The organism is Arthrobacter sp. PAMC25564, assembly GCF_004798705.1.
GTDB lineage: Bacteria > Actinomycetota > Actinomycetes > Actinomycetales > Micrococcaceae > Arthrobacter.
Genome location: NZ_CP039290.1, coordinates 3,369,703 through 3,392,838, shown reverse-complemented (window position 1 = coordinate 3,392,838; position 23,136 = coordinate 3,369,703). Strand labels below are relative to the sequence as shown.

22 protein-coding genes and 1 tRNA gene are annotated in these 23,136 nt (G+C 67.0%); 16 read left to right on the top strand and 7 right to left on the bottom strand.

Annotated features, from left to right (window positions below):
• Positions 1-12: 12 nt before the first annotated feature.
• The 4 genes from E5206_RS15810 to E5206_RS15795 all read right to left on the bottom strand — a co-directional run bounded on the left by E5206_RS15810 (position 13) and on the right by E5206_RS15795 (position 4,289).
• Positions 13-1,152, bottom strand: a complete 1,140-nt coding sequence (locus E5206_RS15810) for a bifunctional 2-methylcitrate synthase/citrate synthase (RefSeq protein WP_136323319.1) — start codon at positions 1,150-1,152, stop codon at positions 13-15.
• Between the two features lie 62 nt (positions 1,153-1,214).
• Entirely contained in the window at positions 1,215-2,117 is a 903-nt protein-coding gene (gene prpB, locus E5206_RS15805; RefSeq protein WP_136323318.1) for a methylisocitrate lyase, read from the bottom strand.
• Positions 2,117-3,637: an MmgE/PrpD family protein gene (locus E5206_RS15800; protein WP_136323317.1), complete on the bottom strand. Its 1,521-nt coding sequence runs from the start codon at positions 3,635-3,637 to the stop codon at positions 2,117-2,119. The genes prpB and E5206_RS15800 overlap by 1 nt, the downstream gene beginning before the upstream one ends.
• A 10-nt stretch (positions 3,638-3,647) precedes the next feature.
• The gene (locus tag E5206_RS15795) at positions 3,648-4,289 is read right to left on the bottom strand and encodes a GntR family transcriptional regulator (RefSeq protein ID WP_136323316.1); all 642 of its coding nucleotides are present in this window, start codon (positions 4,287-4,289) and stop codon (positions 3,648-3,650) included.
• A gap of 177 nt (positions 4,290-4,466) precedes the next feature.
• Between E5206_RS15795 and E5206_RS15790 the strand changes: the two genes are divergently transcribed.
• Positions 4,467-6,380, top strand: a complete 1,914-nt coding sequence (locus tag E5206_RS15790; RefSeq protein ID WP_136323315.1) for a propionyl-CoA synthetase — start codon at positions 4,467-4,469, stop codon at positions 6,378-6,380.
• Positions 6,381-6,395: 15 nt separating this feature from the next.
• Here the strand turns inward: E5206_RS15790 and E5206_RS15785 are convergent, their stop codons facing one another.
• Together E5206_RS15785 and E5206_RS15780 are read right to left on the bottom strand one after the other, a co-directional pair.
• Complete coding sequence (locus E5206_RS15785) at positions 6,396-7,112, bottom strand: response regulator (RefSeq protein ID WP_136323314.1); 717 nt, start codon at positions 7,110-7,112, stop codon at positions 6,396-6,398.
• Positions 7,109-8,818 carry a sensor histidine kinase gene (locus E5206_RS15780; protein ID WP_136323313.1) on the bottom strand — a complete coding sequence of 570 codons (1,710 nt, stop codon included), beginning with the start codon at positions 8,816-8,818 and terminating at the stop codon, positions 7,109-7,111. Before E5206_RS15780 ends, E5206_RS15785 begins: the two co-directional genes overlap by 4 nt.
• Before the next feature lie 139 nt (positions 8,819-8,957).
• On the opposite strand from E5206_RS15780, the gene E5206_RS15775 reads away from it, so the two are divergent.
• The 15 genes from E5206_RS15775 to E5206_RS15705 all read left to right on the top strand — a co-directional run bounded on the left by E5206_RS15775 (position 8,958) and on the right by E5206_RS15705 (position 22,067).
• Positions 8,958-10,319, top strand: a complete 1,362-nt coding sequence (locus E5206_RS15775; RefSeq protein ID WP_136323312.1) for a cation:dicarboxylase symporter family transporter — start codon at positions 8,958-8,960, stop codon at positions 10,317-10,319.
• Between the two features lie 275 nt (positions 10,320-10,594).
• Complete coding sequence (locus E5206_RS15770) at positions 10,595-11,494, top strand: AAA family ATPase (RefSeq protein ID WP_136323311.1); 900 nt, start codon at positions 10,595-10,597, stop codon at positions 11,492-11,494.
• Between the two features lie 86 nt (positions 11,495-11,580).
• Positions 11,581-12,414: a ScpA family protein gene (locus E5206_RS15765; RefSeq protein WP_136324177.1), complete on the top strand. Its 834-nt coding sequence runs from the start codon at positions 11,581-11,583 to the stop codon at positions 12,412-12,414.
• 101 nt (positions 12,415-12,515) lie between these two features.
• On the top strand, positions 12,516-13,097 hold the full coding sequence (locus tag E5206_RS15760; RefSeq protein ID WP_240690199.1) for an SMC-Scp complex subunit ScpB: 582 nt from the start codon (positions 12,516-12,518) through the stop codon (positions 13,095-13,097).
• A gap of 123 nt (positions 13,098-13,220) precedes the next feature.
• Positions 13,221-14,459 carry a pseudouridine synthase gene (locus tag E5206_RS15755; protein ID WP_136323310.1) on the top strand — a complete coding sequence of 413 codons (1,239 nt, stop codon included), beginning with the start codon at positions 13,221-13,223 and terminating at the stop codon, positions 14,457-14,459.
• A gap of 3 nt (positions 14,460-14,462) precedes the next feature.
• A complete protein-coding gene (locus tag E5206_RS15750; RefSeq protein ID WP_136323309.1) occupies positions 14,463-15,572 on the top strand; it encodes a prephenate dehydrogenase in 1,110 nt (369 codons plus the stop codon).
• Positions 15,572-16,300 (top strand): (d)CMP kinase, encoded by a 729-nt coding sequence (gene cmk / locus E5206_RS15745; RefSeq protein WP_136323308.1) that lies wholly within the window; start codon positions 15,572-15,574, stop codon positions 16,298-16,300. The genes E5206_RS15750 and cmk overlap by 1 nt, the downstream gene beginning before the upstream one ends.
• A 4-nt stretch (positions 16,301-16,304) precedes the next feature.
• A complete protein-coding gene (locus tag E5206_RS15740) occupies positions 16,305-17,042 on the top strand; it encodes a lysophospholipid acyltransferase family protein (RefSeq protein ID WP_136324175.1) in 738 nt (245 codons plus the stop codon).
• Complete coding sequence (gene der, locus E5206_RS15735; protein ID WP_136323307.1) at positions 17,039-18,589, top strand: ribosome biogenesis GTPase Der; 1,551 nt, start codon at positions 17,039-17,041, stop codon at positions 18,587-18,589. The genes E5206_RS15740 and der overlap by 4 nt, the downstream gene beginning before the upstream one ends.
• Positions 18,590-18,727: 138 nt before the next feature.
• Positions 18,728-18,804, top strand: a tRNA-Pro gene (locus E5206_RS15730).
• Between the two features lie 141 nt (positions 18,805-18,945).
• Entirely contained in the window at positions 18,946-19,332 is a 387-nt protein-coding gene (gcvH, locus tag E5206_RS15725) for a glycine cleavage system protein GcvH (protein ID WP_136323306.1), read from the top strand.
• A 142-nt stretch (positions 19,333-19,474) separates the two neighbouring features.
• Positions 19,475-19,951 (top strand): FHA domain-containing protein, encoded by a 477-nt coding sequence (locus E5206_RS15720; RefSeq protein ID WP_136323305.1) that lies wholly within the window; start codon positions 19,475-19,477, stop codon positions 19,949-19,951.
• A 23-nt stretch (positions 19,952-19,974) separates the two neighbouring features.
• Positions 19,975-20,691, top strand: a complete 717-nt coding sequence (locus E5206_RS15715) for a MerR family transcriptional regulator (RefSeq protein WP_136323304.1) — start codon at positions 19,975-19,977, stop codon at positions 20,689-20,691.
• Positions 20,691-21,194, top strand: a complete 504-nt coding sequence (locus tag E5206_RS15710; protein ID WP_136323303.1) for a bifunctional nuclease family protein — start codon at positions 20,691-20,693, stop codon at positions 21,192-21,194. Before E5206_RS15715 ends, E5206_RS15710 begins: the two co-directional genes overlap by 1 nt.
• A 276-nt stretch (positions 21,195-21,470) precedes the next feature.
• Positions 21,471-22,067 carry a MerR family transcriptional regulator gene (locus E5206_RS15705; protein WP_136323302.1) on the top strand — a complete coding sequence of 199 codons (597 nt, stop codon included), beginning with the start codon at positions 21,471-21,473 and terminating at the stop codon, positions 22,065-22,067.
• Positions 22,068-22,172: 105 nt separating this feature from the next.
• Here E5206_RS15705 and E5206_RS15700 read toward each other — a convergent pair whose 3' ends face one another.
• Positions 22,173-23,015: a ParA family protein gene (locus E5206_RS15700; RefSeq protein ID WP_136323301.1), complete on the bottom strand. Its 843-nt coding sequence runs from the start codon at positions 23,013-23,015 to the stop codon at positions 22,173-22,175.
• Positions 23,016-23,136 lie beyond the last annotated feature (121 nt).

The following is a 23,136-nucleotide window of genomic DNA, read 5'->3' as shown; positions in this document are numbered from 1 at the left end:
GTCGGTGGAAAATTACGCCAGGTGCCGTTCCTCGACGCCGTTGTAGGCGCTCAGCGGGCGGATCAGCGAGTTCGAGTCCAACTGCTCCATGATGTGCGCGGTCCAGCCGGTGATGCGGCTGGCCACGAACAGGGGAGTGAACGTCGCGGTGTCGAAGCCCATGAGGTGGTACGTCGGGCCGGTCGGGTAGTCGAGGTTGGGCTTGATCGCCTTGGCCTCGTCCATCGCGGTCTCCAGCCCGTTGTACAGCCCCAGCAGTTCGGGCCGGCCGTAGTGCGCAATCATCTTGTCCAGTGCCGCTTTCATGGTGGGCACCCGGGAGTCGCCGTGCTTGTAGACGCGGTGGCCGAAGCCCATGACCTTCTTCTTGTGGGCCAGGGCGTCCTCCATCCAGGCCTTGGCCCGGGTGTGTGCCTCCTCCAGCGATTCCTCCGGACGGATGCCGATCTCGTCGAAGGTGTGCATGACGGCCTCGTTCGCGCCGCCGTGCAGGGGGCCCTTAAGTGCGCCGATGGCACCGGTCACGGCCGAGTGCAGGTCCGAAAGCGTGGAGGTGATGACGCGGGCCGTGAAGGTCGAGGCGTTGAAGGAGTGCTCGGCGTACAGGATCATCGAGACGTTGAAGGCGTCAACCACGTCGGGCGCGGCCTCCTCGCCGAACGTCATCCAGAGGAAGTTGGCGTCGTAGCCCAGGTCGTCGCGGGGCTCCACGACGTCCTGGCCGTGCCGGCGCCGCTGGTCGTAGGCCACCACGGCGGGCATGGCCGCGAAGAGATCGATGGCCTTGGCCATGTTGGCTTCGCGGGAGGAATCCTCGGCGAGCGGGTGCCGTGCCCCCATGACGGATGCCGCCGTGCGGCAGACGTCCATCGGGTGCGAGGTGAGCGGCAGGGCGTCGATTACCTGCTTGACGACCGGGTCCAGCGCGCGGCCGGCCCGTTCCTTCGCGGTGAATTCCGCGAGCTGTTCCGGGGTGGGCAGCTCGCCGTTCCACAGCAGGTAGGCGACTTCCTCGAAGCTGCACTTGGCGGCCAGTTCCTGGACCGGGTAGCCGCGGTAGAGCAGCGAATTGGTGTCCGGGTTGACCTTGGAGACGGCGGTGTAGTCCACCACGACGCCGGCGAGGCCCTTTTTGATGTCTTCTTCAGCCATGCTCAAACTCCTTTGTTCCTGTCGCCTGTATGCCGGCGCGGGCCGGAAATCGATTGTGGGGGTCACTGGCCGGGGACCTGGAAATTGAAGACCCCGGTGTCAAAGCGGTTGTAGGCCTCGTAGTCGACGAGGTCGTACAACCGCGCGCGGGTGAGCATGTTTCCTACCTGTGCCTCCTGGGTCCCGTCGGCCATAATCGCTTCCAGCGTACGCTCCGCGGCGCCCATGGCACTACGGAGCAGGGTCACCGGATAGATGATCATGTTGACCCCGACGCCGGCCAGCTCGTCCACCGTGAACAGGGCGCTCTGGCCGAATTCGGTCATGTTCGCCAGGATCGGCACGTCGACGGCGTCGCGGATGGCCTGGAATTCGGACAGGTCCTTCATGGCCTCGGGGAAAATGGCGTCGGCGCCGGCGTCCACGAGTGCCCGGGCGCGGTCCTGGGTGGCCTTGAGCCCGTCGGTGGCCCGGATGTCGGTCCGCGCCATGATCAGGAAGTTGGGGTCCCGCCGGGCGTCGGCCGCCGCGCGGATGCGCTTGGTGGCGGTGTCGAGGTCCACGACGTTCTTGCCGTCCAGGTGGCCGCAACGCTTCGGGTTGAACTGGTCCTCGATGTGCAGGCCGGCGAGGCCTGCGTTCTCGAGTTCCTGGACCGAGCGGGCCACGTTCATCGGCTCGCCGAAGCCGGTGTCGGCGTCGACGATGCAGGGCAGGTCCGTCATCCGGGCGATCTGCCCGGCGCGGGTGGCGACCTCGGTGAGCGTGGTCAGTCCGATGTCCGGCAGGCCGAGGTCATTGGCAAGGACGGCGCCGGAAATATAGACACCGGCGAAGCCCTTCTCCTCGATCAGCCGGGCCGAGAGCGGGTTGAAGGCACCGGGGAACTGCTGGATTGTGCCGGAGGCGAGGAGTTCGCGGAAGCGGATCCGCTTCTGCTCCGGCGTGGTTTTGGAATACAGCATCAGAACAGTCCCTTCGGTGCGGCCGCGAGGTCGATCACGCCGTCGGCGGCCTGGATGTTCAGCTGGTCCAGTTCGCCGGCAGCCAGCTCGGGGAGCCGTGCCGCGGCGGCCAGGAAGCGCTCGATTTCCTCGTCCGCCACGAGTCCGGCGGCGAGGGTGCGGAACTTGTGCACGTACTGGTCACGGGCGAACGGCCGGGCGCCCAGCGGGTGCGCATCGGCGACGGCGATCGACTCGGTGATGACGTTGCCGTCCGTGAGCGTGATCACGACGGTGCCGCCGAAGGCCTTCTCGGCGATGTCGAGGGAGTGGTAGCGCCGGGTCCATTCCGGGTCCTCGACGGTGGTGACCTTATGCCAGAGTTCCACGGTGTCGGGCCGGCCGGCGCGCTCGGGGGCGTAGGAATCGACGTGGTGCCAGGTGCCGTCCTGCAGGGCGACGGTGAAGATGTACGGGATGGAGTGGTCCAGCGTTTCGCGGCTGGCCGTGGGGCTGTACTTCTGCGGATCGTTGGCGCCGGAGCCGATCACATAGTGCGTGTGGTGGCTGGTCTTGATCAGCACCGACTCGACGTTGGCGGGGTCCTTGAGCTCGGGGTGTTCGCCATGGAGTTTGCGGGCGAGGTCGATCCATGCCTGGGCCTGGTACTCGGCGGAGTGTTCCTTGGTGTAGGTGTCCATGATGGCGCGCTTGGCCTCGCCGGCTTCCGGCAGCGGCACCGTGTAGGAGGCGTCGGGGCCGTCCAGCATCCACGCGATCACACCGTCTTCGCCCTCGTAGATCGGCACCGGGGAGGTCTGGCCGCGCATGGCACGGTCCGCCGATTCGACGGCCATCTTGCCGGCGAATGCCGGGGCGTGGGCCTTCCAGGTGGAGATCTCGCCCTTGCGGGACTGGCGGGTGGCGGTGGTGGTGTGCAGCGCCTGGCCGATGGACTGGAAGATCGTTTCAACGTCGAGCCCCAGCAGGGTTCCGATGCCGGCGGCGGCGGAAGGGCCGAGGTGCGCGACATGGTCGATCTTGTGCTTGTGCAGGCAGATGGCCTTGACCAGGTTGACCTGGATCTCGTAGCCGGTGGCGATGCCGCGGATGAGGTCCTTGCCGCTGGAGCCCACGTGCTGGGCCACGGCGAGGATCGGCGGGATGTTGTCACCCGGGTGAGAGTACTCCGCGGCCAGGAATGTGTCGTGGTAGTCGAGTTCGCGGACGGCGACGCCGTTGGCCCAGGCCGCCCATTCCGGGGCGACGCGTTCTTCAATGCCGAAGACCTTCGAGCCCTTGCCGCCGGTGGTGGGTCCGTGCGTCAGTGCCTGGGCGCGGGCTGCGATGATCGGGGCGCGGTTCAGCGAGGCGATGGCTACCGAGGCGTTGTCGATGACCCGGTTGATCACCATGTCGGTGACCTCGTCGGTGACGCCCACGGGATCCGCGGCGACCTTTGCGATCTTGAACGCGAGCTGGTCCTCGCGGGGCAGGTTTTCCTCGCTCTTGTAAACGCGGACGTGGTGTTCCTTGACCATGGTGCTCCTTTTAGTGAGGTGTATGCGTGGCTTTGACGTGGGAAAGACTTCGGTGCAGATGGAGCGTGGTGGCGGCCTCGGCCAGCCGGGGGTTGCCGGCGGCGATCGCTTCGGCAATGGCGGCGTGCTCGGCGGCGGCGGCGGTCAGCCGGGCGGTGTCGTCGGCCGCGAGGCGGCGGACGCGGACCAGGTGCACGCGCAGGCTGCGCATCGCCTGGGCGAGGTAGGAGTTGGAGATAGCGGCGTCGATGGCCGCGTCGAGCCGGCCGACCAGTCCGTAGTAGTCGTGCCGGGCGGGGTCCTCGCCGCCGATCAGTTCCGGGGCCCTGAGCAGCTCGTTCCGGAGCTGCTCGAACGTCGCCGGGTCGCCGCGTTCGGCGGCCAGCGCTGCGGCCTTGCCTTCGAGGGTGTCGCGGAGTTCGAAGAGTTCGTCGATGTCCTCCAGCGAGATGTCGGTGACGACGACGCCGCGGACGCCGGCCGTCGTCGTCAGACCTTCCGCGGTAAGCCGGCTCAGGGCCTCCCGCAGCGGTGTGCGCGAAATGCCCAGCCGCTCGGACTGCTCCACTTCGGCGAGCACCGTCCCCGGAAGCAGGCGCCATTCGATGATGTCGTCGCGGAGGGCCGCATAGGCCTTGTCGCTGGCGCGCATTCCTGCCTCCTTCATTGGCTGACATCAACGAGTGTATACAAGTACGGCGGAAATTCCCAGCAATTCCGCAAAAATTCCAGTGAGCCAGCCCGTAATGTATACACAGCCCCTTGTGTCCTCGTCCGCCGCGGGACTACCATGAGCCACATCACATCGTCGTGGACGGGATTCATTTTCATGGTTACCAAGAGCTATCAGGACAGTTACGATCGCAGCCTGGAACAGCCCGCAGAGTTCTGGCTGGCTGCCGCGGACAAGGTCTCGTGGTCAACGCCGCCCCGGCAGGCCCTCGATTCCAGCAAAGCCCCGCTGTACGGCTGGTTCCCGGACGGCGTCCTGAATACTTGCTACAACGCGCTGGACCGGCATGTGGAGGAAGGCCGCGGCGCGCAGGACGCCCTGATCTGCGACTCGGCCATGCTCGGCACGCAGCGGCGCTACAGCTATGCGGAGCTGACGGACCTCGTGGCCCGGTTTGCCGGGGTCCTGCGCAGCCACGGCGTGGGCAAAGGCGACCGCGTCGTGATCTACATGCCGATGGTCCCCGAGGCAGCCATCGCGATGCTTGCCACGGCCAGGCTCGGCGCAGTGCACTCCGTCGTCTTCGGCGGCTTCGCCCCCAAGGAGCTCGCCGCCCGCATCCGGGACGCCGCGCCTGCCGCGGTGGTCACGGCCTCCGGCGGCATCGAACCGTCGCGCAGGATCGAGTACCTCCCCGCCGTCGAGGAAGCCCTTGGCCTGGCCGGTGCGCCGGACACCCCGGTCCTGGTCAAGGCGCGGGACGGGTTCGCCTCATCCGTGGCCGACCACGCAGGCTGGCTGGACTGGGACACCGAGATGGCAACCGCCGCGCCTGCCGCGCCGGTCGACGTCAAAGCCACTGATCCGCTCTACATCCTCTACACCTCGGGGACCACGGGTTCCCCCAAGGGCGTCGTCCGGGACAACGGCGGCCATGCCGTGGCCCTGTCCTGGACCATGGAAAACATTTACGACGTCGGCCCCGGCGACGTGATGTGGACCGCTTCCGACGTCGGCTGGGTGGTGGGCCACTCCTACATCGTGTACGGTCCGCTGCTGGCCGGCGCGACGACCGTCCTGTACGAAGGCAAGCCCGTGGGAACCCCTGACGCCGGCGCGTTCTGGCGGGTCATCCAGGACCATAAGGTCAACGTGCTCTTCACCGCGCCCACCGCGCTGCGCGCCATCCGGAAGGCCGACCCCGAGGCCACGCTGCTGGGGAGCTATGACATCTCCAGCCTGCGCACCCTCTTCGCCGCGGGCGAACGCCTCGACACCGACACCTTCCACTGGGCCTCCCGGGTCCTGGGCGTCCCGGTGGTGGACCACTGGTGGCAGACCGAGACCGGCTGGGCCATCTGCGCCAACCCCCGGGGACTCGACGAGCTGCCGATCAAGGCCGGCTCGCCCAGCGTGCCGATGCCGGGCTTCCGGCTCAAGATTGTCGACGGCAGCGGCGAAGACGTCGAGGCCGGCATCGAGGGCAATATTGTCCTCGGGCTGCCGCTTCCGCCGGGAACGCTCACCACCCTCTGGGGGGACGACGAACGCTACATCTCCTCCTACCTCGAGGCGTTCGAGGGCTACTACGCCACCGGCGATTCCGGCTACCGGGACGAGGACGGCCACCTGTTCGTGATGGGCCGCACCGATGACATCATCAACGTCGCCGGCCACCGCCTCTCCACGGGCGCCATGGAACAGGTGATTGGCCAGCACCCCGCAGTTGCCGAGTGCGCCGTGATCGGCCTCGCGGATGCCCTGAAAGGCCAGCGCCCGAGCGGCTATGTCGTGCTCAAGTCAGGCGTTGACATGGCCGAGGACGTGCTGGTCAAGGAGCTCATCGCCCTGGTCCGCCGGGACATCGGGGCGGTGGCGGACTTCAAGCACGTCACCGTCGTCGAGGCCCTCCCCAAGACCCGTTCCGGGAAGATCCTGCGCAAGACCATGCGCCAGATCGCCGACGGCGAGGACTACGTGGTGCCGTCCACGATCGAAGACGCCGGCGTGATCGAGACGCTGATCGGGACCCTCCGCCCCGCCGCCACGGGGGAGCAGCACGCGGGCTAAGGGGCAGTGGTGCCGCTATGGCGGCCGGAGCCAGCGGTATTCGTTCTCCGGCCGGCCGGGGGTGCCGTAGCGCGCCGTGCGCGAGACGGCGCCGGCGTCGGCGAGGTACTCGAGGTAGCGCCGGGCGGTCACCCGGGACATGCCCAGCGCCGCCATCACCTCGCTGGCCGAGACGGCGCCGGACTGCTGCCTCATGAAGTCCCGGACGGATTCCAGCGTGGACACGGCCAGCCCTTTGGGCAGCGGCAGCTCCGAAGGGGCCCGCAGGCTCGCAAAGGCCTGGTCCACCTCGCTCTGGGAGGCTCCGGCGCCGGGTCTGCCCGAGGCCGGCGAGGCCAGCTGTTCCCTGAATTTCCGGTAACTGGAGAGTTTGTCCGCGAAGGTCGCATAGGTGAACGGCTTGATCAGGTACTGGACCACCCCGGTGGCCACGGCGCTGCGGACGATGGTGAGCTCGCGCACGGCGGTGATGGCAACGATGTCCGCGAAGAGGCCGGCGGCCCGCATCCGCCGCGCGATGTCCAGCCCGTGCAGGTCCGGGAGATTCATGTCCAGGAGCACCAGGTCAACGGGTGAGCCGGCAGCCGCGAACTCCGTCATGAGGCGCAGGGCGGACTGCCCGTCGGGGGCGGAGCCGGCCAGGGTGAAGCCGTCCAGCCTGCCGACGTAGGCGGCGTGGGCCGCGGCGGCGACGGGCTCGTCTTCGACGACGAGTACGCGGATGTCGCTCATTGCTGTCCCTCCGTGGCCCGGTCCGTGGCCGCTGGCGCGGTTGTAGCTGGCGCGGCAGCGGCCGGCGCGGTGGCCTCCGTCGGCAGCGTGACACGGAAGAGTGCCCCCGCGGGGCTGCTGATGGTCAGGGTGCCGCCGAGGCGCTGGACCGCCTGGCGGACGAGGGCCAGTCCGAGCCCCCGTCCGAACGGTCCCGGCTCCTTGGTACTGAAGCCATGGCGGAAGATGTCCTCCACCGCCGCGGGATCGATGCCCGGGCCGCTGTCTTCCACCGTGATCTCCAAGGCCCCGCCGACGTTCGCGACGGTCAGCTCCACGAGCTTGGGGGCCGGAGCCCCGGCGGCCGCGTCGATGGCGTTGTCCAGCAGGTTGCCCAGGATCGCCACCAGATCCTGGACGGCGAGGCCGGTGACAGCGGTGGAGCCGGCGGCATTGAGGTCCAGTTCGACGCCGCGTTCGTGGGCCTGGGCCACCTTGCCCATGATGAGCGCCCCCAGTACCGGTTCCTCGATGGAGCCCACCACGTCATCCGTCAGGCGCTGGCTGAGCTCGAGGTCCTTGGTGGCGAATTCCAGGGCCTCGGAACCGCGTCCCAGCTCCATCAGCGAGACGATCGTATGCAGCCGGTTGGCGTGCTCGTGCGTCTGGGCGCGGAGGGCATCGGAGAGAGTGCGCACGGTTTCCAGTTCGCTGCCGAGCGCTTCGATTTCCGTGCGGTCCCGGAGGGTGGCCACCGTGCCGAAGACCGCGGCGCGCTGACGCCCGCCGGGGGGCTGCGGCGCCACCGCGGGGCCCTGGTTGACCACCAGGATGCGGGAGCCGGTCAGATGGATCTCGTCCTGGGCGCTCCGCCCTGACTCGAAGAGTTCCTTGAGGCTCGCCGCCAGGGGCAGCCCCGCCAGCGACGGCGCCGCCTGGCGCCCGTCTGTTGGGCCGCCTGGTGGACTGCCTGCGGCCACGTGCGGGGTGAGTCCCAGAAGTTCTGCGGCCTGGTCGTTGTACATCACCACCTTGCCCCTGGAATCAATCAGGATCACGCCCTCCCGGACCGAGTGGAGCACCGATTCGTAGTAGGCGAAGAGCTGCGCAAGCTGCTCCGGGCCCCAGCCGCGCGTCACCCGGCGCAGGTACCGCCCCAGCAGCCAGGACACCACCGAGCCGCCCGCCAGCAGGGCCAATCCGAGGGCCAGCAGCGCCGGCAGCCTGCCGGAGACGGCCACGTCCACCGTCCGCACCGTCACGCCGGCCGCGACGAGGGCCCGCACCGTGCCCCCGGCGTCCTTCACCGGCGCGATGGTGCGGACCGAGGGGCCGAGGGTTCCGGCGGTGATTTCGGTGAAGACCTGACCGTTCAGGGCGGCGTCAATGGACCCGATGTACGGCTTTCCCAGTTCCTCGTTCCGGGGATGGGTCCACCGCGTCCGGTCCGGCGCCATGATGGTGATGAAGTCCGCCTTCGAGTCCTCCATGACCTTGAGGGCGTAGGGCTGGAGCAGGGCCGTAGGGTCGGCGGCGCTCGCCGCCTGCAGCACCAAGGGGTTGTCCGCCACGGCGGTGGCGACGCCGGACATCCGCCGTCCGGCCTCGTCGTAGGCGTGGTCGCGGGCGTCGACGAAGCTGGCCGTGCCCACGATTGCCGTCAGGGCCAGCACAAACAGCAGGTTGGCGACGAACAGCCTCCGCGCGATGCTCCAGCGGTGGATCATCAACACCTTTCATGACCAATATGAACGTAACGGTGAGCCGTGTCACTTCAGCGCCAATGATGGATATCACACCGGAGCGACGTCATGAGCCCAGAGCCTGGGCCGCAGCGTCTTCCAGATTATCCATAAGGAGACAATCATGGCCTCTCAACGAGGAGAGTCAGCTGCGCAGCCCAGCACGCGCCGCAAAGGGCTCGACAAGTCCCATTATCTCTACATTGCCGTCATTGTCGCCGTCATCCTCGGCGCCGTGGTGGGGCTGCTGTTCCCCGAAGCCGGCAAGGCCCTGAAGCCGCTCGGTGATGGGTTCATCAAACTCATCAAGATGATGATCGGCCCGGTCATTTTCTGCACGATCGTGCTGGGCATCGGCTCGATTGCCAAGGCCGCCACGGTGGGCAAGGTCGGCGGCCTGGCCCTGGGCTACTTCGTCGTTATGTCCACCTTCGCACTGGCCATCGGCCTGGTCGTGGGCAACCTGATCCACCCGGGCGAGGGACTGAACCTCGCACCCTACGATCCGAACAAGAAAGCCGCGACGGACAGTACCGTCGACTTCCTGCTCGGCATCATCCCCAACGACATCCCGGTGCTGCCGACCCTGCTCGTCGCGATCCTCGTCGGCTTCGCCCTCCAGAAGCTGGGCAGCCAGGGCGCCCCGGTCCTGAAGGCCATCGGCTATGGCCAGGCCCTCGTCTTCCGCATCCTCATCATGATCATGTGGCTGGCCCCCGTCGGCGCCTTCGGTGCGATCGCCGCCGTCGTCGGTGCCACCGGTGTGCAGGCCATCTTCAGCATGTTCACCCTTATGGTCGCCTTCTACATCACCTGCGCCCTGTTCATCGTCGTGATCCTCGGCGGGCTACTCCGGGTCGTGGCCGGCGTGAGCATCTTCCGGCTCATGAAGTACCTGGCCCGCGAATACCTGCTGATCTTCTCCACTTCATCATCCGAGGCGGCACTGCCACGGCTGATCGCGAAGATGGAGCACCTCGGGGTGTCCAAGCCCGTCGTCGGTGTCACGGTCCCCACCGGCTACTCGTTCAACCTGGACGGCACAGCCATCTACCTGACCATGGCGTCGCTGTTCGTTGCCAACGCCATGGGCACACCGCTGGATCTCGGTGCCCAGGTTTCCCTGCTGGTTTTTATGATCATCGCCTCGAAGGGTGCCGCCGGTGTCACCGGTGCCGGCCTGGCCACCCTGGCCGCCGGTCTCCAGGCGCACGCCCCCGCGCTGCTTGGGGGCGTGGGCATGATTGTCGGCATCGACCGCTTCATGTCCGAGGCCCGCGCGCTGACCAACTTCACCGGCAACGCCGTCGCCACCGTGCTGATCGGCACCTGGGTCAAGGAGATCGACGGCGGCCAGGTCGAGCGTGTCCTCTCCGGCGCCGAGCCCTTCGATGAGCAGACCATGATCGCGGGCCACGCAGCCGGCCCGGATGCCGCTCCGCAGGCCGCTCCGCAGGCCGCACAGCCGTTGCCTGCCAGCGTCTGACCGGACGTCGGAGCGGCAAGAACCCTCCCGGCAGGACTGCCGCGCCACCCCGGTGCAACCGCCCGGACGCGAACACCGCGTCCGGGCGGTTTTCCGCGGCCGGCTGCCAACCCTCGACCTCAACCAGAAGGTCAAGGCTCAAATGACGGCCGCTGTCAAGGTCCGTGGAATACCGTGTCGGGCGCTGTAACCTTGGGAGGAACAAGATCGGCGCTGGGCGTCCAGCGGCAGCAAGATCAAGCACGACAATCACCGTCGAAAGTGTGGATAGATACGTGAGCAGCGAACAGGGTTCAGCAACTCTGGAAGGCACCGAACTCGATCTGGAAGACGCCGTCATGGGCCCCACCGGGCGCCCTCACCGCGACTTTCCGGAGCCTGCACCGCTGTCATCCCACGGCCCCGCGCGGGTCATCGCCATGGTCAACCAGAAGGGCGGGGTGGGTAAGACCACCTCTGCGATCAACCTTGCCGCAGCGCTGGCCGAATACGGCCGCCGTGTGCTTCTGGTCGACTTCGACCCGCAGGGCGCGCTGTCCGCCGGCCTCGGCACCAACCCCCATGAGCTGGACCTCACGGTCTATAACGTCCTGATGGACCGCAAGGTCGACATCCGCGACGCCATCCAGAAGACCGGCGTCGAAAACGTGGACCTGCTCCCGGCCAACATCGATCTCTCGGCCGCGGAAGTCCAGCTGGTCAACGAGGTTGCCCGCGAACAGGTCCTGGACCGGGCACTGAAAAAAGTCGAGGACGATTACGACGTCGTCCTGATCGACTGCCAGCCCTCCCTCGGCCTGCTGACCGTCAATGCCCTGACCGCCGCCCACGGCGTCATCATCCCGCTGATCTGTGAATTTTTCGCCCTCCGCGCCGTGGCGCTGCTCGTGGAAACCATCGACAAGGTCCAGGACCGCCTGAACCCGAGGCTCCAGATCGACGGTGTGCTGGCCACGATGTACGACTCCCGCACCCTGCACGGCCGCGAAGTCATCGCCCGCCTCGTCGAGGCCTTCGGGGACAAGGTCTTCGAGACGGTCATCAAGCGCTCCATCAAGTTCGCCGACGCCACGGTGGCGGCCGAGCCCATCACCACCTACGCCGCCACCCACGTCGGCGCGGAGGCCTACCGCAGCCTGGCCAAGGAGCTCATCTCGCGCGGCGGGGCACCCTAGCGCGAACCGTGGCAGCAACAAGCACGCAAGCGGGGCTCAATCTCCCAGGGCCCGATCTTTCCGGGTTCGATCTTTCCGGGCCCGAGGTGCCGGCGGAGCTGGACGTTCCGGCCGCGAAAAAGCCCGGCTTCGAGGTCCGGCTCGCCAATTTCACCGGTCCCTTCGACCTCCTGCTCGGCCTGATTTCCAAGCACCAACTGGACATCACCGAGGTGGCGCTGTCCACGGTCACCGACGAATTCATCAAGTACATCAAGGGCCTGCAGAAGCTGGGGGAGGAATGGGCCCTGGACGAGGCCAGCGAATTCCTCGTCATCGCCGCCACCCTGCTCGATCTCAAGGCCGCACGGCTGCTGCCGGCCGGCCCGGTCGAGGACGACGAAGACGTCGCCCGGTTTGAAGCCCGGGACCTCCTGTTCGCCCGGCTGCTGCAGTACAAGGCCTTCAAACACGTGGCGGGCATGATCGGCTCCACCCTTGAACTCGAGGCCGGCCGGTACCCGCGGCAGGTTGCGCTGGAAGGCCATTTCGCCGCCCTGCTCCCGGAACTGCTCTGGAAGCACACCCCGCAGCAGTTCGCCGCCCTGGCGGAAACCGCCCTCAAGCCCAGGGACGCCGCCCCCACCGAGGTGGGCCTGGCCCACCTGCACGCCACGCCCGTGAGCGTCACGGAGCAGGCCGAGCTGCTGGGGCGCCGGCTGCGCCTGGGCAAGCCGCTCACCTTCCGGGCACTGATCGCCGACGCCGGATCCACGCTCGTGGTAGTGGCGCGCTTCCTGGCGCTGCTGCAGATGTTCCGGGACAAGGTGGTGGGCTTCGAGCAGCTGCAGCCGCTCGGGGACCTCACCGTGCACTGGACCGCCGACGGGGCGGACTGGAGCAGTGGAAACCTGGGCGAAGACTACGAGGAGCAGCCGTGAGCGGAACCCTGGATCCAGCCGAAACCGGCAGCGGGGCCACAGGCGGCCCCGATGTCCACAGTCTCCCCGGCGGCGCGCGCGCGGCCCTCGAGGCCGTGCTGATGGTGATCGACGAGCCGGCGACGGCCATCGGGCTGGCCGCCGGACTGAACCTGACGGTCGACGTCGTCGAATCCCTGCTGGCGGAACTGCAGGAGGAGTATAACGGCTATACTGGTAATGCCCCGGACATGGACGTTGCCAGTAGCAACAGCAACAGGAACGGCATCAGTGCCACCCCCCGGGGTTTTGAATTGCGGAATATCGCCGGAGGCTGGCGGATCTATTCCCGTGCAGAATTTGCCGACATCGTCGGCGGATTCGTGCTGGAAGGACAGACAGCCAGGCTGACGCAGGCGGCGCTCGAAACGCTCGCCGTCATCGCTTACCGCCAGCCCGTATCCAGGGCGCGCGTGTCTGCAATTCGAGGAGTCAATGTTGACTCTGTCGTGCGGACGCTGACGCAGCGCGGGCTGATCGAGGGTGCCGGGACCGATCCCGAATCCGGGGCCATCCTGTACCGCACGACATCGCATTTCCTGGAGCGGATGGGAATCGGCTCGGTGGCTGAATTGCCGCAGCTTTCCCCCCATCTTCCGGGGCTCGAAGGCATCGAAGAGTTTTACGACGCAGGAAGAATGTAGGCAGTATTTTGTGCCGGCACGACTGCCTGCACAGGAGTATCCACCAGGGCGGAACCATTTTGCCCTAGTCGGCGGGTGTTGTCGGGAGACAGCGGCCGTTGGCCAATAAACGAAGGACGGGTCATGACACAGGCGGGACGCCAGGGTTCACCACGTAACAGTTCGGGACGCAACAGTGCCGGACAAAGTTCAGCGCAGGGCGGCGCGGGCCGCGGCGCGCAGGGCGCCCCTCGCGGCGGCAGGGGCGGAGCCGGTTTCAAGGGAGCCGGTTTCAAGGGCGGCGGAGACCGCCCCTTCAAGCACCCCAAGCCTCGCGAAGAGGCCTTCATCGATCCGGACCTGCAGGCTCCCGGCGGCGCGCCCGCAGAGCGCCCTGCCGGCGACTGGAAGTCCACAGGGCCGTCCGGCAAGGAAGCAGCCCGCAAGGCCGCCGCCCGCAAGCCCGGTTTCGGCAAGGCTCCGGGCACCCCCGGTGCGCTCAAGCCCAAGCCGCGCATCGGCGCCGGCGCGGCCAGGGCCACCGGCTCCCGTGCCTTCGGCAGCGAACGCTTCGGCCAGAACCTTGGCCCGGTCCGTAAGCCCGCCCGCAAGCGCGGACCCCGCGGCGACGTGCCCCAGTCCGAGCTGCACGACGCCGACGGGATCCGGCTGCAGAAGGTCATGGCCTCGGCCGGCGTCGCCTCACGGCGCGTCTGCGAAGAAATGATCGCCGAAGGCCGTGTCGAGGTCGACGGCCAGGTCGTCACCGAGCTCGGCGTCCGCGTCGACCCGAAGACTGCCGTCATCCACGTCGACGGACTCCGCATCCAGCTGGACGAAAACATGGTCTACATGGTCTTCAACAAGCCCAAGGGTGTTGTCTCCACCATGGAAGACCCCGACGGCCGTCCCTGCATCAGCGACTTTGTCCGCAGCCATCACGGCGAAAGGCTCTTCCACGTGGGCCGGCTCGACGTCGCCACCGAGGGCCTGCTGCTGCTGACCAACGACGGCGAACTCGCCAACCGCCTGACGCACCCGTCCTACGAGGTCCCCAAGACCTACCTCGTGCAGGTCCGCGGGCCCTTCCCGCAGGGCATCGGCGCCGAGCTCAAGGCCGGCGTCGAGCTCGAGGACGGAATTGCCTCGGTCGACTCCTTCAAGCTCGTGGACTCCACCCCGGGACACGTGCTGATCGAGGTCGTGCTGCACTCGGGCAAGAACCGGATCGTCCGGCGCCTGTTCGACGCCGTCGGCTTCCCGGTGCTCCGCCTGGTCCGCGTCAAGGTCGGCCCCATCGGCCTGGGCGACCAGCGCCAGGGCAGTATCCGCAACCTCGGCAAGCAGGAAGTCGGCCACCTGCTGGCATCCGTAGGGCTGTAGGGCATGTCCGCCTTTCGTACCCACGGCCGCGGCCACCTGAACGGCCCGGTCGTGGTTATCGGGACGGGGCTGCTGGGGACCAGCATCGGCCTCGGGCTGCGCGGCCGCGGAGTGGCAGTTTTCCTCTCCGATCCGTCGCCCACCAACCAGGCCGTCGCGGTCGACATCGGCGCAGGCCTGCCGTTGGCACGCCTTGACGGGGAACAGCCCGAACTCGTTGTGGTCGCCGCGCCGCCGGACGTCACCGCCGATGTAGTGGAACGGGCCCTCGCCGAGTACCCGCGGGCCGTCGTCGTGGACATCGCCAGTGTGAAGGCCGGCATCCAGGCCGAGCTTCGTGCCCGCGGCGCCGACCTGGGCCGCTACGTGGGGACCCACCCGATGGCGGGCCGCGAGAAGTCCGGCCCCGTCGCAGCCCGCGGCGAGCTGTTCACGTCCATGCCATGGGTCCTGTGCCCGTCGGAAGAGACAACGCCCGAGGCCTTGCAAAGCGCGCGTGCGCTGGCGACAGACCTCGGCGCCGTCGTCTCCGAATTCAGGGCGGAGGAACACGACGAGGCGGTGGCGCTGGTGTCGCACGTACCCCAGGTCATGTCCTCGCTCGTGGCCAGCCGCCTTCAGGGGACGCCGCTGCATGCCCTCTCCCTGGCCGGGAACGGCCTGCGGGACGTGACCAGGATCGCAGCCAGTGATCCCACCCTCTGGGTCCAGATCCTGGGCGCGAATGCGGACAAGGTGGTCCAGGTCCTGCACGGGGTCCGCGACGACCTCAACCGGGTGATCGGCACGCTTGAGAACCCCACGGCCCCGGGCGCCAGGCTGGACCTGGCCCAGCTGATCAGCGAGGGCAACGCCGGCCAATCCCGGATTCCGGGCAAGCACGGCGGACCCCCGCAGGCCTACTCCTGGCTGACGGTCCTGGTGGATGACACGCCGGGCCAGATCGCCCGGCTGCTGACCGAAATCGGCGAGATCGGGGTCAACCTCGAGGACCTCCGCCTGGACCACTCTTCCGGACAGAACGTGGGCATGGTGGAGATCTCCGTGCTGCCCAACAAACACGACCTGCTCATCGAAGCCCTCAACGACCGCGGATGGCGGGTACTCCAGTAATGACCCAGGAACTTATCGAAACTGTGGACCTTGTCCGCCCCGGAAAAAGCCTTGTCGTCGCGATTGATGGACCATCGGGGTCCGGCAAGTCCAGCGTCAGCAAAGAGGTGGCACGCCGGCTCAAGCTGGCTTACCTCGACACCGGCGCCATGTACCGGGCCCTGACCTGGTACTGCCTGGATTCGGGCACCGACCTTGAGGACCGTGCCGCCGTCGAGGCTGCTTCCAAGCGCCTTCCGCTGGAAATCAGCACGAGCCCGCTGGAGGAATACATCCGCGTCGGCGGCACCGATGTCACGCTTGCCATCCGGGAGCCGTCGATTTCCGCCGCCGTCAGCGCCGTCGCCACGGCGCTGGGCGCCCGCACGGAACTGATCCGCCGCCAGCGTGAACTGATCGAAAAGCACCACCGCCGCATGGTGGTCGAGGGCCGGGACATCACCACCGTCGTCGCGCCACACGCCGAAGTGCGCATGCTCCTGACAGCAAGCGAGGAGGCACGCCTGCGCCGCCGTGGCATCCAGCTCGGCGGCAGCCAGAACGCCGAGCAGCTCGCGGCGCAGGTGACCCAACGCGACGCGAAGGATTCGACCGTGGTGAACTTCACCACGGCAGCCGACGGCGTGGTCACCCTGGACTCCTCGGAGCTGGACTTCGAGCAGACGGTCGACGCCGCCCTCGGGATCGTGCACAGCATCATCGACTACAGGGTCGTCACCCGTGAATAAGGCCATGCCGCGGGCGGAATCTGAACTGCCCGGCCGGTTGACCACCGCCTGGAGCCGGCCCGTGGGCTGGATCCTGGACCATATCCTGTACCGGACCTCGGTCACGGGGCGTTCGAACGTCCCGGCCACCGGCCCGGTCATCTTCGCCGGAAACCACATCAGCTTCCTGGACGGACCGGTGATGTTCGGGGCCTCACCGAGGCCGATGCACATCCTGGTCAAGGAGGAAATGTTCGCCGGTTTCCTGGGCCGCGTGCTCATAGCCGCCGGCCAGCTGCCGGTGGACCGCACGGGTGACCGTGCAGCCCTGCAGAAGGCCAAACGGGTGCTCGACGCCGGCCGGTGTGTCGGGATTCTGCCCGAAGGAACGCGGGGGAGCGGCGAAGCCTCCGCGATCAACAACGGGGTGGCCTGGCTGGCGCTGAACTCCCGGGCCACGGTGGTCCCCGTGGCCATCCTCGGCACCCGGAGCGGCGGCGAACATGTCGACACCGTTCCGCCGCTGCGCCGGCGGCTGCACATCAGCTTCGGCGCGGCCCTCAATGTCAGCCGCAGGCCCGGCGAGACCGGGCGTGTTTCAATGGACAGGGCGGGAACCGAGATCCGCGCCGCGCTGGCCCGCCATGTCCAGGATTCGATCCTAAGAACCGGGCAGCCATTGCCCGACGCGGATTCCCCGCAAGAACGTCATGAAGCAGTAGCCGGGACGCCGGCAGATCACCCCATAAGGAAAGTGCAATGAGCGATACGACTCAAACCTCCGGCAATTTTGGCGCCGGCGAAGACGAATACACGCCCACCGGCACGGACCAGGTGGCTGAGCACCTCGCCGCGCTGGATGACGAGGAAGCGGAGCTCCGTGCGGCCTCCCTCCGCGCCGGCCTGGACGACTACGAGCTGGACGAGGAGGACGCCGCCCTCCTCAGCGGCGGGTATGACGACGAGGAATTTGACGGTCCGGTCAAGCTTGACCCCGTCCTGGCCATCATTGGCCGGCCCAACGTGGGCAAGTCCACCCTGGTCAACCGCATCCTCGGCCGCCGGGAGGCCGTTGTGGAGGACACCCCCGGTGTGACCCGTGACCGGGTCATGTACTCGGCGACCTGGAACGGCCGGAACTTCACGGTCGTCGACACCGGCGGCTGGGAACACGACGCCCGCGGCATCCACGCCCGTGTCGCCGAGCAGGCCGAGATGGCCGTGGAGCTCGCCGACGCCGTGCTATTCGTCGTCGACTCCGCTGTCGGCGCGACCGCCACGGACGAAGGCGTCATGAAGATGCTGCGCAAGTCCAAGAAACCGGTCATCATGGTCGCCAACAAGGTGGACGATTTCGCGCAGGAAGCCGACTCGGCCGCCCTGTGGGGGCTGGGCTTCGGCGAGCCGTACCCGGTCTCGGCGCTGCACGGCCGCGGCGTGGCCGACCTGCTGGACCACGTGATGGACACACTGCCGGAGTTCTCCACGATCGAGGGCCTGGAACGGTCCGGCGGACCCCGCCGCATCGCCTTGATCGGACGCCCGAACGTGGGCAAGTCCTCGCTGCTGAACAAACTTGCCGGCTCCGAGCGCGTGGTCGTCGACAACACCGCCGGCACCACCCGCGACCCGGTCGACGAATTCATCGAACTCGGCGGCCGCACCTGGCGCTTCGTGGACACCGCAGGCATCCGCCGCCGCCAGCACATGGCGCAGGGCGCGGACTTCTATGCCTCGCTGCGGACCCAGAGCGCGCTCGAAAAAGCCGAGGTCGCCGTCGTGCTCCTCGCCGTCGACGAAGTGCTCAGCGAGCAGGATGTGCGCATCCTCCAGCTGGCCATCGAGTCCGGCCGCGCCCTGGTGCTGGCGTTCAACAAGTGGGACCTGCTCGACGACGAACGCCGCCGCTACCTTGAGCGGGAGATCGAACAGGACCTGGCCCACGTCGAGTGGGCTCCCCGGGTGAACATCTCGGCCAAGACCGGCTGGCACAAGGACAAGCTCGTTCCCGCCCTGGACACCGCGCTGGAGAGCTGGGACAAGCGCATCCCCACCGGGCGCCTCAACGCCTTCCTGGGCGAACTCGTGGCCGCGCACCCGCACCCGGTGCGGGGCGGCAAGCAGCCACGCATCCTGTTCGGTACCCAGGCCTCCAGCCGGCCCCCGAAGTTCGTGCTCTTCACCACCGGATTCCTGGATCCGGGATACCGCCGCTTCATCACCCGCCGGCTCCGCGAGACCTTCGGTTTCGAGGGCACGCCGATCGAGGTCAACATGCGCGTGCGCGAAAAGCGCGGCAAGAAGCGTTAATTTCGACACACCGGGCCTGCGGCACCTGAAAATGTCATAGGCACCCTCCGGGATCGTGTAAGCTTTTGGAGGTGGTTCGGCCGGACTGCTGAGGTGAAAATCTTCGGATAACACCGCAGCGGAGAACGGCGGAACTAACGGGCTGTAGCGCAGCTTGGTAGCGCACTTGACTGGGGGTCAAGGGGTCGCAGGTTCAAATCCTGTCAGCCCGACCAACAGAAAGTCCCCGCCGTTCCCGACAAGGGAACGGCGGGGTTTTTTGTTTCCCGGACCAGTCCGCTTCGGCCTATACTTTCAGCGGCGGACAGAACATGAACCGCCCCGACATTGCTGACTGACCCGACGAAAGGCCCGTGATGAGCAACATTCCCGAAGAGCTGTCCTACACCGCAGAACACGAATGGGTGTCCGCCCCGAACGCCGACGGCGTCGTGCGTGTGGGCATCACGGATTTTGCCCAGGACGCGCTGGGGGACGTCGTCTACGCCCAGATGCCCGAAGTTGGAACAAAGGTGACGGCGAACGACGTCGTGGGTGAGGTGGAGTCCACCAAGAGCGTCAGCGACATTTATGCGCCAGTGAGCGGCGAGATCGTGTCCCGCAACGAGGCCCTCGACACCGACTCCGCGCTGATCAACTCCGATCCTTACGGGGAGGGATGGCTGATGGAAGTCAGGCTCGCCGAGGCCGACGCGGTCGAGTCGCTGCTGAGTGCATCCGAGTACGAACAGCAGGTAGGCTAAAGCAACGGGTCATTTGGGCCGGGTCGTTGGGAAAACTCATCAAACAACGCCCCGCCGAAGGGCTACACCGGATCTGCGAGGCTTTTCCGGACGGCATGCGTTGTTTGCAGGGGGGACACCTGCAACGAATGAGGAGGACTCAATGTTTGGGCACGAACGGAACGACACCGGTGACGGTTACGGCACGGGTGGAGTGAAGGCTTCGGAGACCACGTCGATCAACCTCACCCCGGTGCGCGACGAACCCACCATCGCACCGAAGCTTTCTGTGGAGGAGCGTGCCGCGGTCGAGGCCCTTCCCTTCGGCTCGGCGCTGCTCGTCGCCCACAGCGGACCCAACATGGGAGCCCGCTTCCTGCTGGACTCGGACGTTACGACGGCGGGCCGGCACCCGGACGCCGACATCTTCCTTGATGACGTGACGGTCTCGCGCCGCCATGTCGAATTCCGCCGCACGCCGCGCAGCTTCGAAGTTGTGGACACCGGAAGCCTGAACGGCACCTATGTCAACCACGACCGCGTTGACAGCGTGGAACTGAAGTCCGGAAACGAGGTCCAGATCGGGAAGTTCCGACTCACCTTCTACCTGAGCCCTGCCCGCGCAGCAGGCAACGTCTGATTCCGGGGTAGTTGCCGGTGGCAATGGCACAAGCCGAACGGCGCGGACCCCAGGTCCTGAACATCGGGGAGGTCCTGGCTCAACTGAGTGGCGATTTCCCCAATATGACAGCGTCGAAAATCAGGTTCCTCGAAGAAAAGGGACTCATCAATCCGCAGCGGTCGCCTGCCGGCTACCGGCAGTACTCGGAGAGCGATGTCGAGCGGCTCCGCTTCGTGCTGGCTCTCCAGCGGGACCAGTACCTCCCGCTGAAGGTCATCAAGGACTACCTTGCGGCGATCGACCGTGGCGAGCGTCCGGACAACCTTTCCCCCGGGGTCACTGTGTCCCCGCGGATCGTCTCCGAGGAGCTCGCCGCCGAACTGCAGAACCGCGTACGGCGGCTGAGCGAGGAACAGCTCCGGGCGGAGTCCGGAGCCAGCGTCCCGCTGCTGGAATCGCTCCTGAGCTACGGCCTGATCAGCCACGCCAACGGCAAGTTCGACGAACACGCGCTCCAGGTGGCGCGTGCCTGCGTGAAGCTGGAGAGCCATGGCCTGGAGCCGCGGCACTTGCGGCCCTTCCAGGCTGCTGCCGAACGTGAATTCGGGCTGGTGGAACGTGCGGTGGCCACGCTGACCTCGCGCAAGGATGCCGCCTCCCATGCGCGTGCCGCCGAGGCTGCGCGGGAAATCAGCGACCTCTGCCTGTCGCTGCATCAGGCACTGGTCCAGGACCGCATTTCGAGGATGGACATCTGATGATTGAAGTGGAGATTGTTGGCGTGCGGATTGAGCTGCCGTCCAACCAGCCGCTCGTCCTGTTGAAGGAAATCCATGGTGAACGCCATGTGCCGATCTGGATCGGCACCCCGGAGGCCAGCGCCATTGCCCTTGCCCAGCAGGGCGTGGTCCCGCCCCGACCGATGACCCATGACCTGCTGGTGGACGTGGTCGAAGCCCTCGGCCACACCATCGTGAGCGCCAACATCGTGGCCGTGGAGGACAACATCTTCTACGGCCAGCTGCAATTCGAGAACGGAGCCACCGTCAGCTCGCGGGCATCGGATGCGCTGGCGCTGGCGCTGCGGGCCAAGTGCCGGATCTGGTGCGCCGACGCCGTCATGGACGAGGCCGGCGTCCGGATCACCGAGCATGACGAGGGCGAGGACACCCACCCGGGGCCCGACGTCGACGAAGAAGGCGAGCTGCGGCGCTTCCGCGAGTTCCTGGACGACGTCGAGCCTGAAGACTTTGCCGGCTGAACCGGCCGAAGCCCGTGAAGCTTAAAGCCGGGGATGAAAGTTTCGACACGCCCAGGCGATAGGGCCGGGGTCTTTGACCTTGGGCGCTGGCAGGCCTAACGTCAGAGGTACAAGTTTCCATTGCATACGGCAGCCGCGCAAGTCACACTGGAAAGTGCAGCCACGGCTAAATTACACGGATGAATTTCACACTCAGGATTCACACTGTGTTGGTTGATTCGTTAATCAGCTGTTGCTGCGACTTCCTCAGGGGAGCTCATGACAAGGAGGATCCACGTGAGTCCGAAAGGCGAAGCAGGAGAGCTTAGGGACCCGTTGACGACCGGTGTAGCTGTGCCCGCCCGCGGCGCCCAGGGCCTGCTGTTCACCGAGGATCTTCCTGTCCTGGATGAGGACGCGGGCTACCGCGGCCCCACCGCCTGCAAGGCCGCGGGGATCACCTACCGCCAGCTCGACTACTGGGCACGCACCGGGCTGGTGGAGCCGGCAGTCCGCGGCGCGGCCGGCTCGGGATCCCAGCGGCTCTACGGTTTCCGGGACATCCTTGTACTGAAGGTCGTCAAGCGCCTCCTTGACACGGGCGTTTCACTGCAGCAGATCCGCTCCGCCGTCGAACACCTGCGGGAACGCGGTGTCGAGGACCTGGCCCAGATCACACTCATGAGCGACGGCGCAAGCGTCTATGAGTGCACCTCGGCAGACGAGGTCATTGATCTGGTCCAGGGCGGCCAGGGTGTTTTCGGCATCGCGGTCGGCCGCGTCTGGCGTGAAGTCGAAGGCAGCCTCGCCGCGCTGCCCAGTGAACATGCCGCCGTGCAGTCGTTTCCCGACGACGAACTAAGCAAGCGCCGGGCAGTCCGCAAGATCGGCTAGCCAGGGCCGGCCACCTGAACCGGTCAGCACATCGAGAGCTGGAACGAAGGCCGCCTTCCCACGGGGAAGGCGGCCTTCGTTTCAGCCCTGGCGGTCGCGGCCTGCCTAGCGGCGGCTGCGGTCCCGGACCTTGCCGTTCGCACCGGTGGACTTCATCAGGTTCGCCAGCAGGGCATCGAACAGCGCCGCGGCGTTCTTGGCGGAGTCTCCGGGCCAATGATGGACGGAGTGGGCCGCACCCTGGATCTGCTGCCAGTTGGCCTGTTCCGGAATGACCGGCGACAGCAGCAGTTCGCCAAACATGGACTGCATCTCGGCCATCCGGAAGCTGTGCTCGGAGGAGGCGCTGCGCACGCGGTTCGCCACGATGCCCGCGGGTGAGAGATTCGGGGCGAATTCCTGACGGAAGAGCTGGATTGCCCGCATGGTGCGCTCGGTGCCGGCCACGGAGAAGAGGCCGGGTTCGGCCACGAGGGTGACCTTGTCACTCGCGGACCATGCCATCCTGGTGAGGCCGTTGAGCGAAGGCGGGCAGTCTACCAGGACCAGCTCATAGTTTTCCGCTCCGGCCAGGACCGCCGAGAGCCGGCGAAGGTCGCGGCGGCCAAGATCCGGGCGGTCATAGATGCCGGTATAGGCGGAGCCCACGGCCACATCCAGGATGGGTACCGGGGAGCCTGCCGGGGAGCCGCTGCCCCGGGCTCGTTCCACCCAGCCGCTGGGGACAACATTGTCGGCCAGCCGCGCCCGCCGGGGGGCCTTGAGCATCCGGCCGATGTCGAGCTGCCCGTCAGGGTGGACGCCCAGGGCAGTGCTCGCATCGGCGTGGGGGTCAAGGTCGACTACGAGGGTGGGAATGCCGGCGGCGAGAGCCGCGGACGCCAATCCTGTGGTCACTGATGTCTTGCCGACACCGCCTTTGAGGCTGCTGATGCTGACTACTTGCACTTGAAAGACCAATACCTAACGCCGGTTGCCGAGACGGGGTCGTGCCGGCTCCTGCGTTCTTCGGAACCGGGGCGTGCGTGCGCCACCCACCCCTTCATCATATGTTGATGCTCCACCGAAA

Coding starts and splice junctions, on each gene's coding strand:
- E5206_RS15810 (WP_136323319.1), bottom strand. CDS start 1,152: ATGGCTGAAGAAGACATCAAAAAGGGCCTCGCCGGCGTCGTGGTGGAC.
- prpB (WP_136323318.1), bottom strand. CDS start 2,117: ATGCTGTATTCCAAAACCACGCCGGAGCAGAAGCGGATCCGCTTCCGC.
- E5206_RS15800 (WP_136323317.1), bottom strand. CDS start 3,637: ATGGTCAAGGAACACCACGTCCGCGTTTACAAGAGCGAGGAAAACCTG.
- E5206_RS15795 (WP_136323316.1), bottom strand. CDS start 4,289: ATGCGCGCCAGCGACAAGGCCTATGCGGCCCTCCGCGACGACATCATC.
- E5206_RS15790 (WP_136323315.1), top strand. CDS start 4,467: ATGGTTACCAAGAGCTATCAGGACAGTTACGATCGCAGCCTGGAACAG.
- E5206_RS15785 (WP_136323314.1), bottom strand. CDS start 7,112: ATGAGCGACATCCGCGTACTCGTCGTCGAAGACGAGCCCGTCGCCGCC.
- E5206_RS15780 (WP_136323313.1), bottom strand. CDS start 8,818: ATGATCCACCGCTGGAGCATCGCGCGGAGGCTGTTCGTCGCCAACCTG.
- E5206_RS15775 (WP_136323312.1), top strand. CDS start 8,958: ATGGCCTCTCAACGAGGAGAGTCAGCTGCGCAGCCCAGCACGCGCCGC.
- E5206_RS15760 (WP_240690199.1), top strand. CDS start 12,516: ATGGTGATCGACGAGCCGGCGACGGCCATCGGGCTGGCCGCCGGACTG.
- E5206_RS15755 (WP_136323310.1), top strand. CDS start 13,221: ATGACACAGGCGGGACGCCAGGGTTCACCACGTAACAGTTCGGGACGC.
- E5206_RS15750 (WP_136323309.1), top strand. CDS start 14,463: ATGTCCGCCTTTCGTACCCACGGCCGCGGCCACCTGAACGGCCCGGTC.
- cmk (WP_136323308.1), top strand. CDS start 15,572: ATGACCCAGGAACTTATCGAAACTGTGGACCTTGTCCGCCCCGGAAAA.
- E5206_RS15740 (WP_136324175.1), top strand. CDS start 16,305: ATGCCGCGGGCGGAATCTGAACTGCCCGGCCGGTTGACCACCGCCTGG.
- der (WP_136323307.1), top strand. CDS start 17,039: ATGAGCGATACGACTCAAACCTCCGGCAATTTTGGCGCCGGCGAAGAC.
- gcvH (WP_136323306.1), top strand. CDS start 18,946: ATGAGCAACATTCCCGAAGAGCTGTCCTACACCGCAGAACACGAATGG.
- E5206_RS15720 (WP_136323305.1), top strand. CDS start 19,475: ATGTTTGGGCACGAACGGAACGACACCGGTGACGGTTACGGCACGGGT.
- E5206_RS15715 (WP_136323304.1), top strand. CDS start 19,975: ATGGCACAAGCCGAACGGCGCGGACCCCAGGTCCTGAACATCGGGGAG.
- E5206_RS15710 (WP_136323303.1), top strand. CDS start 20,691: ATGATTGAAGTGGAGATTGTTGGCGTGCGGATTGAGCTGCCGTCCAAC.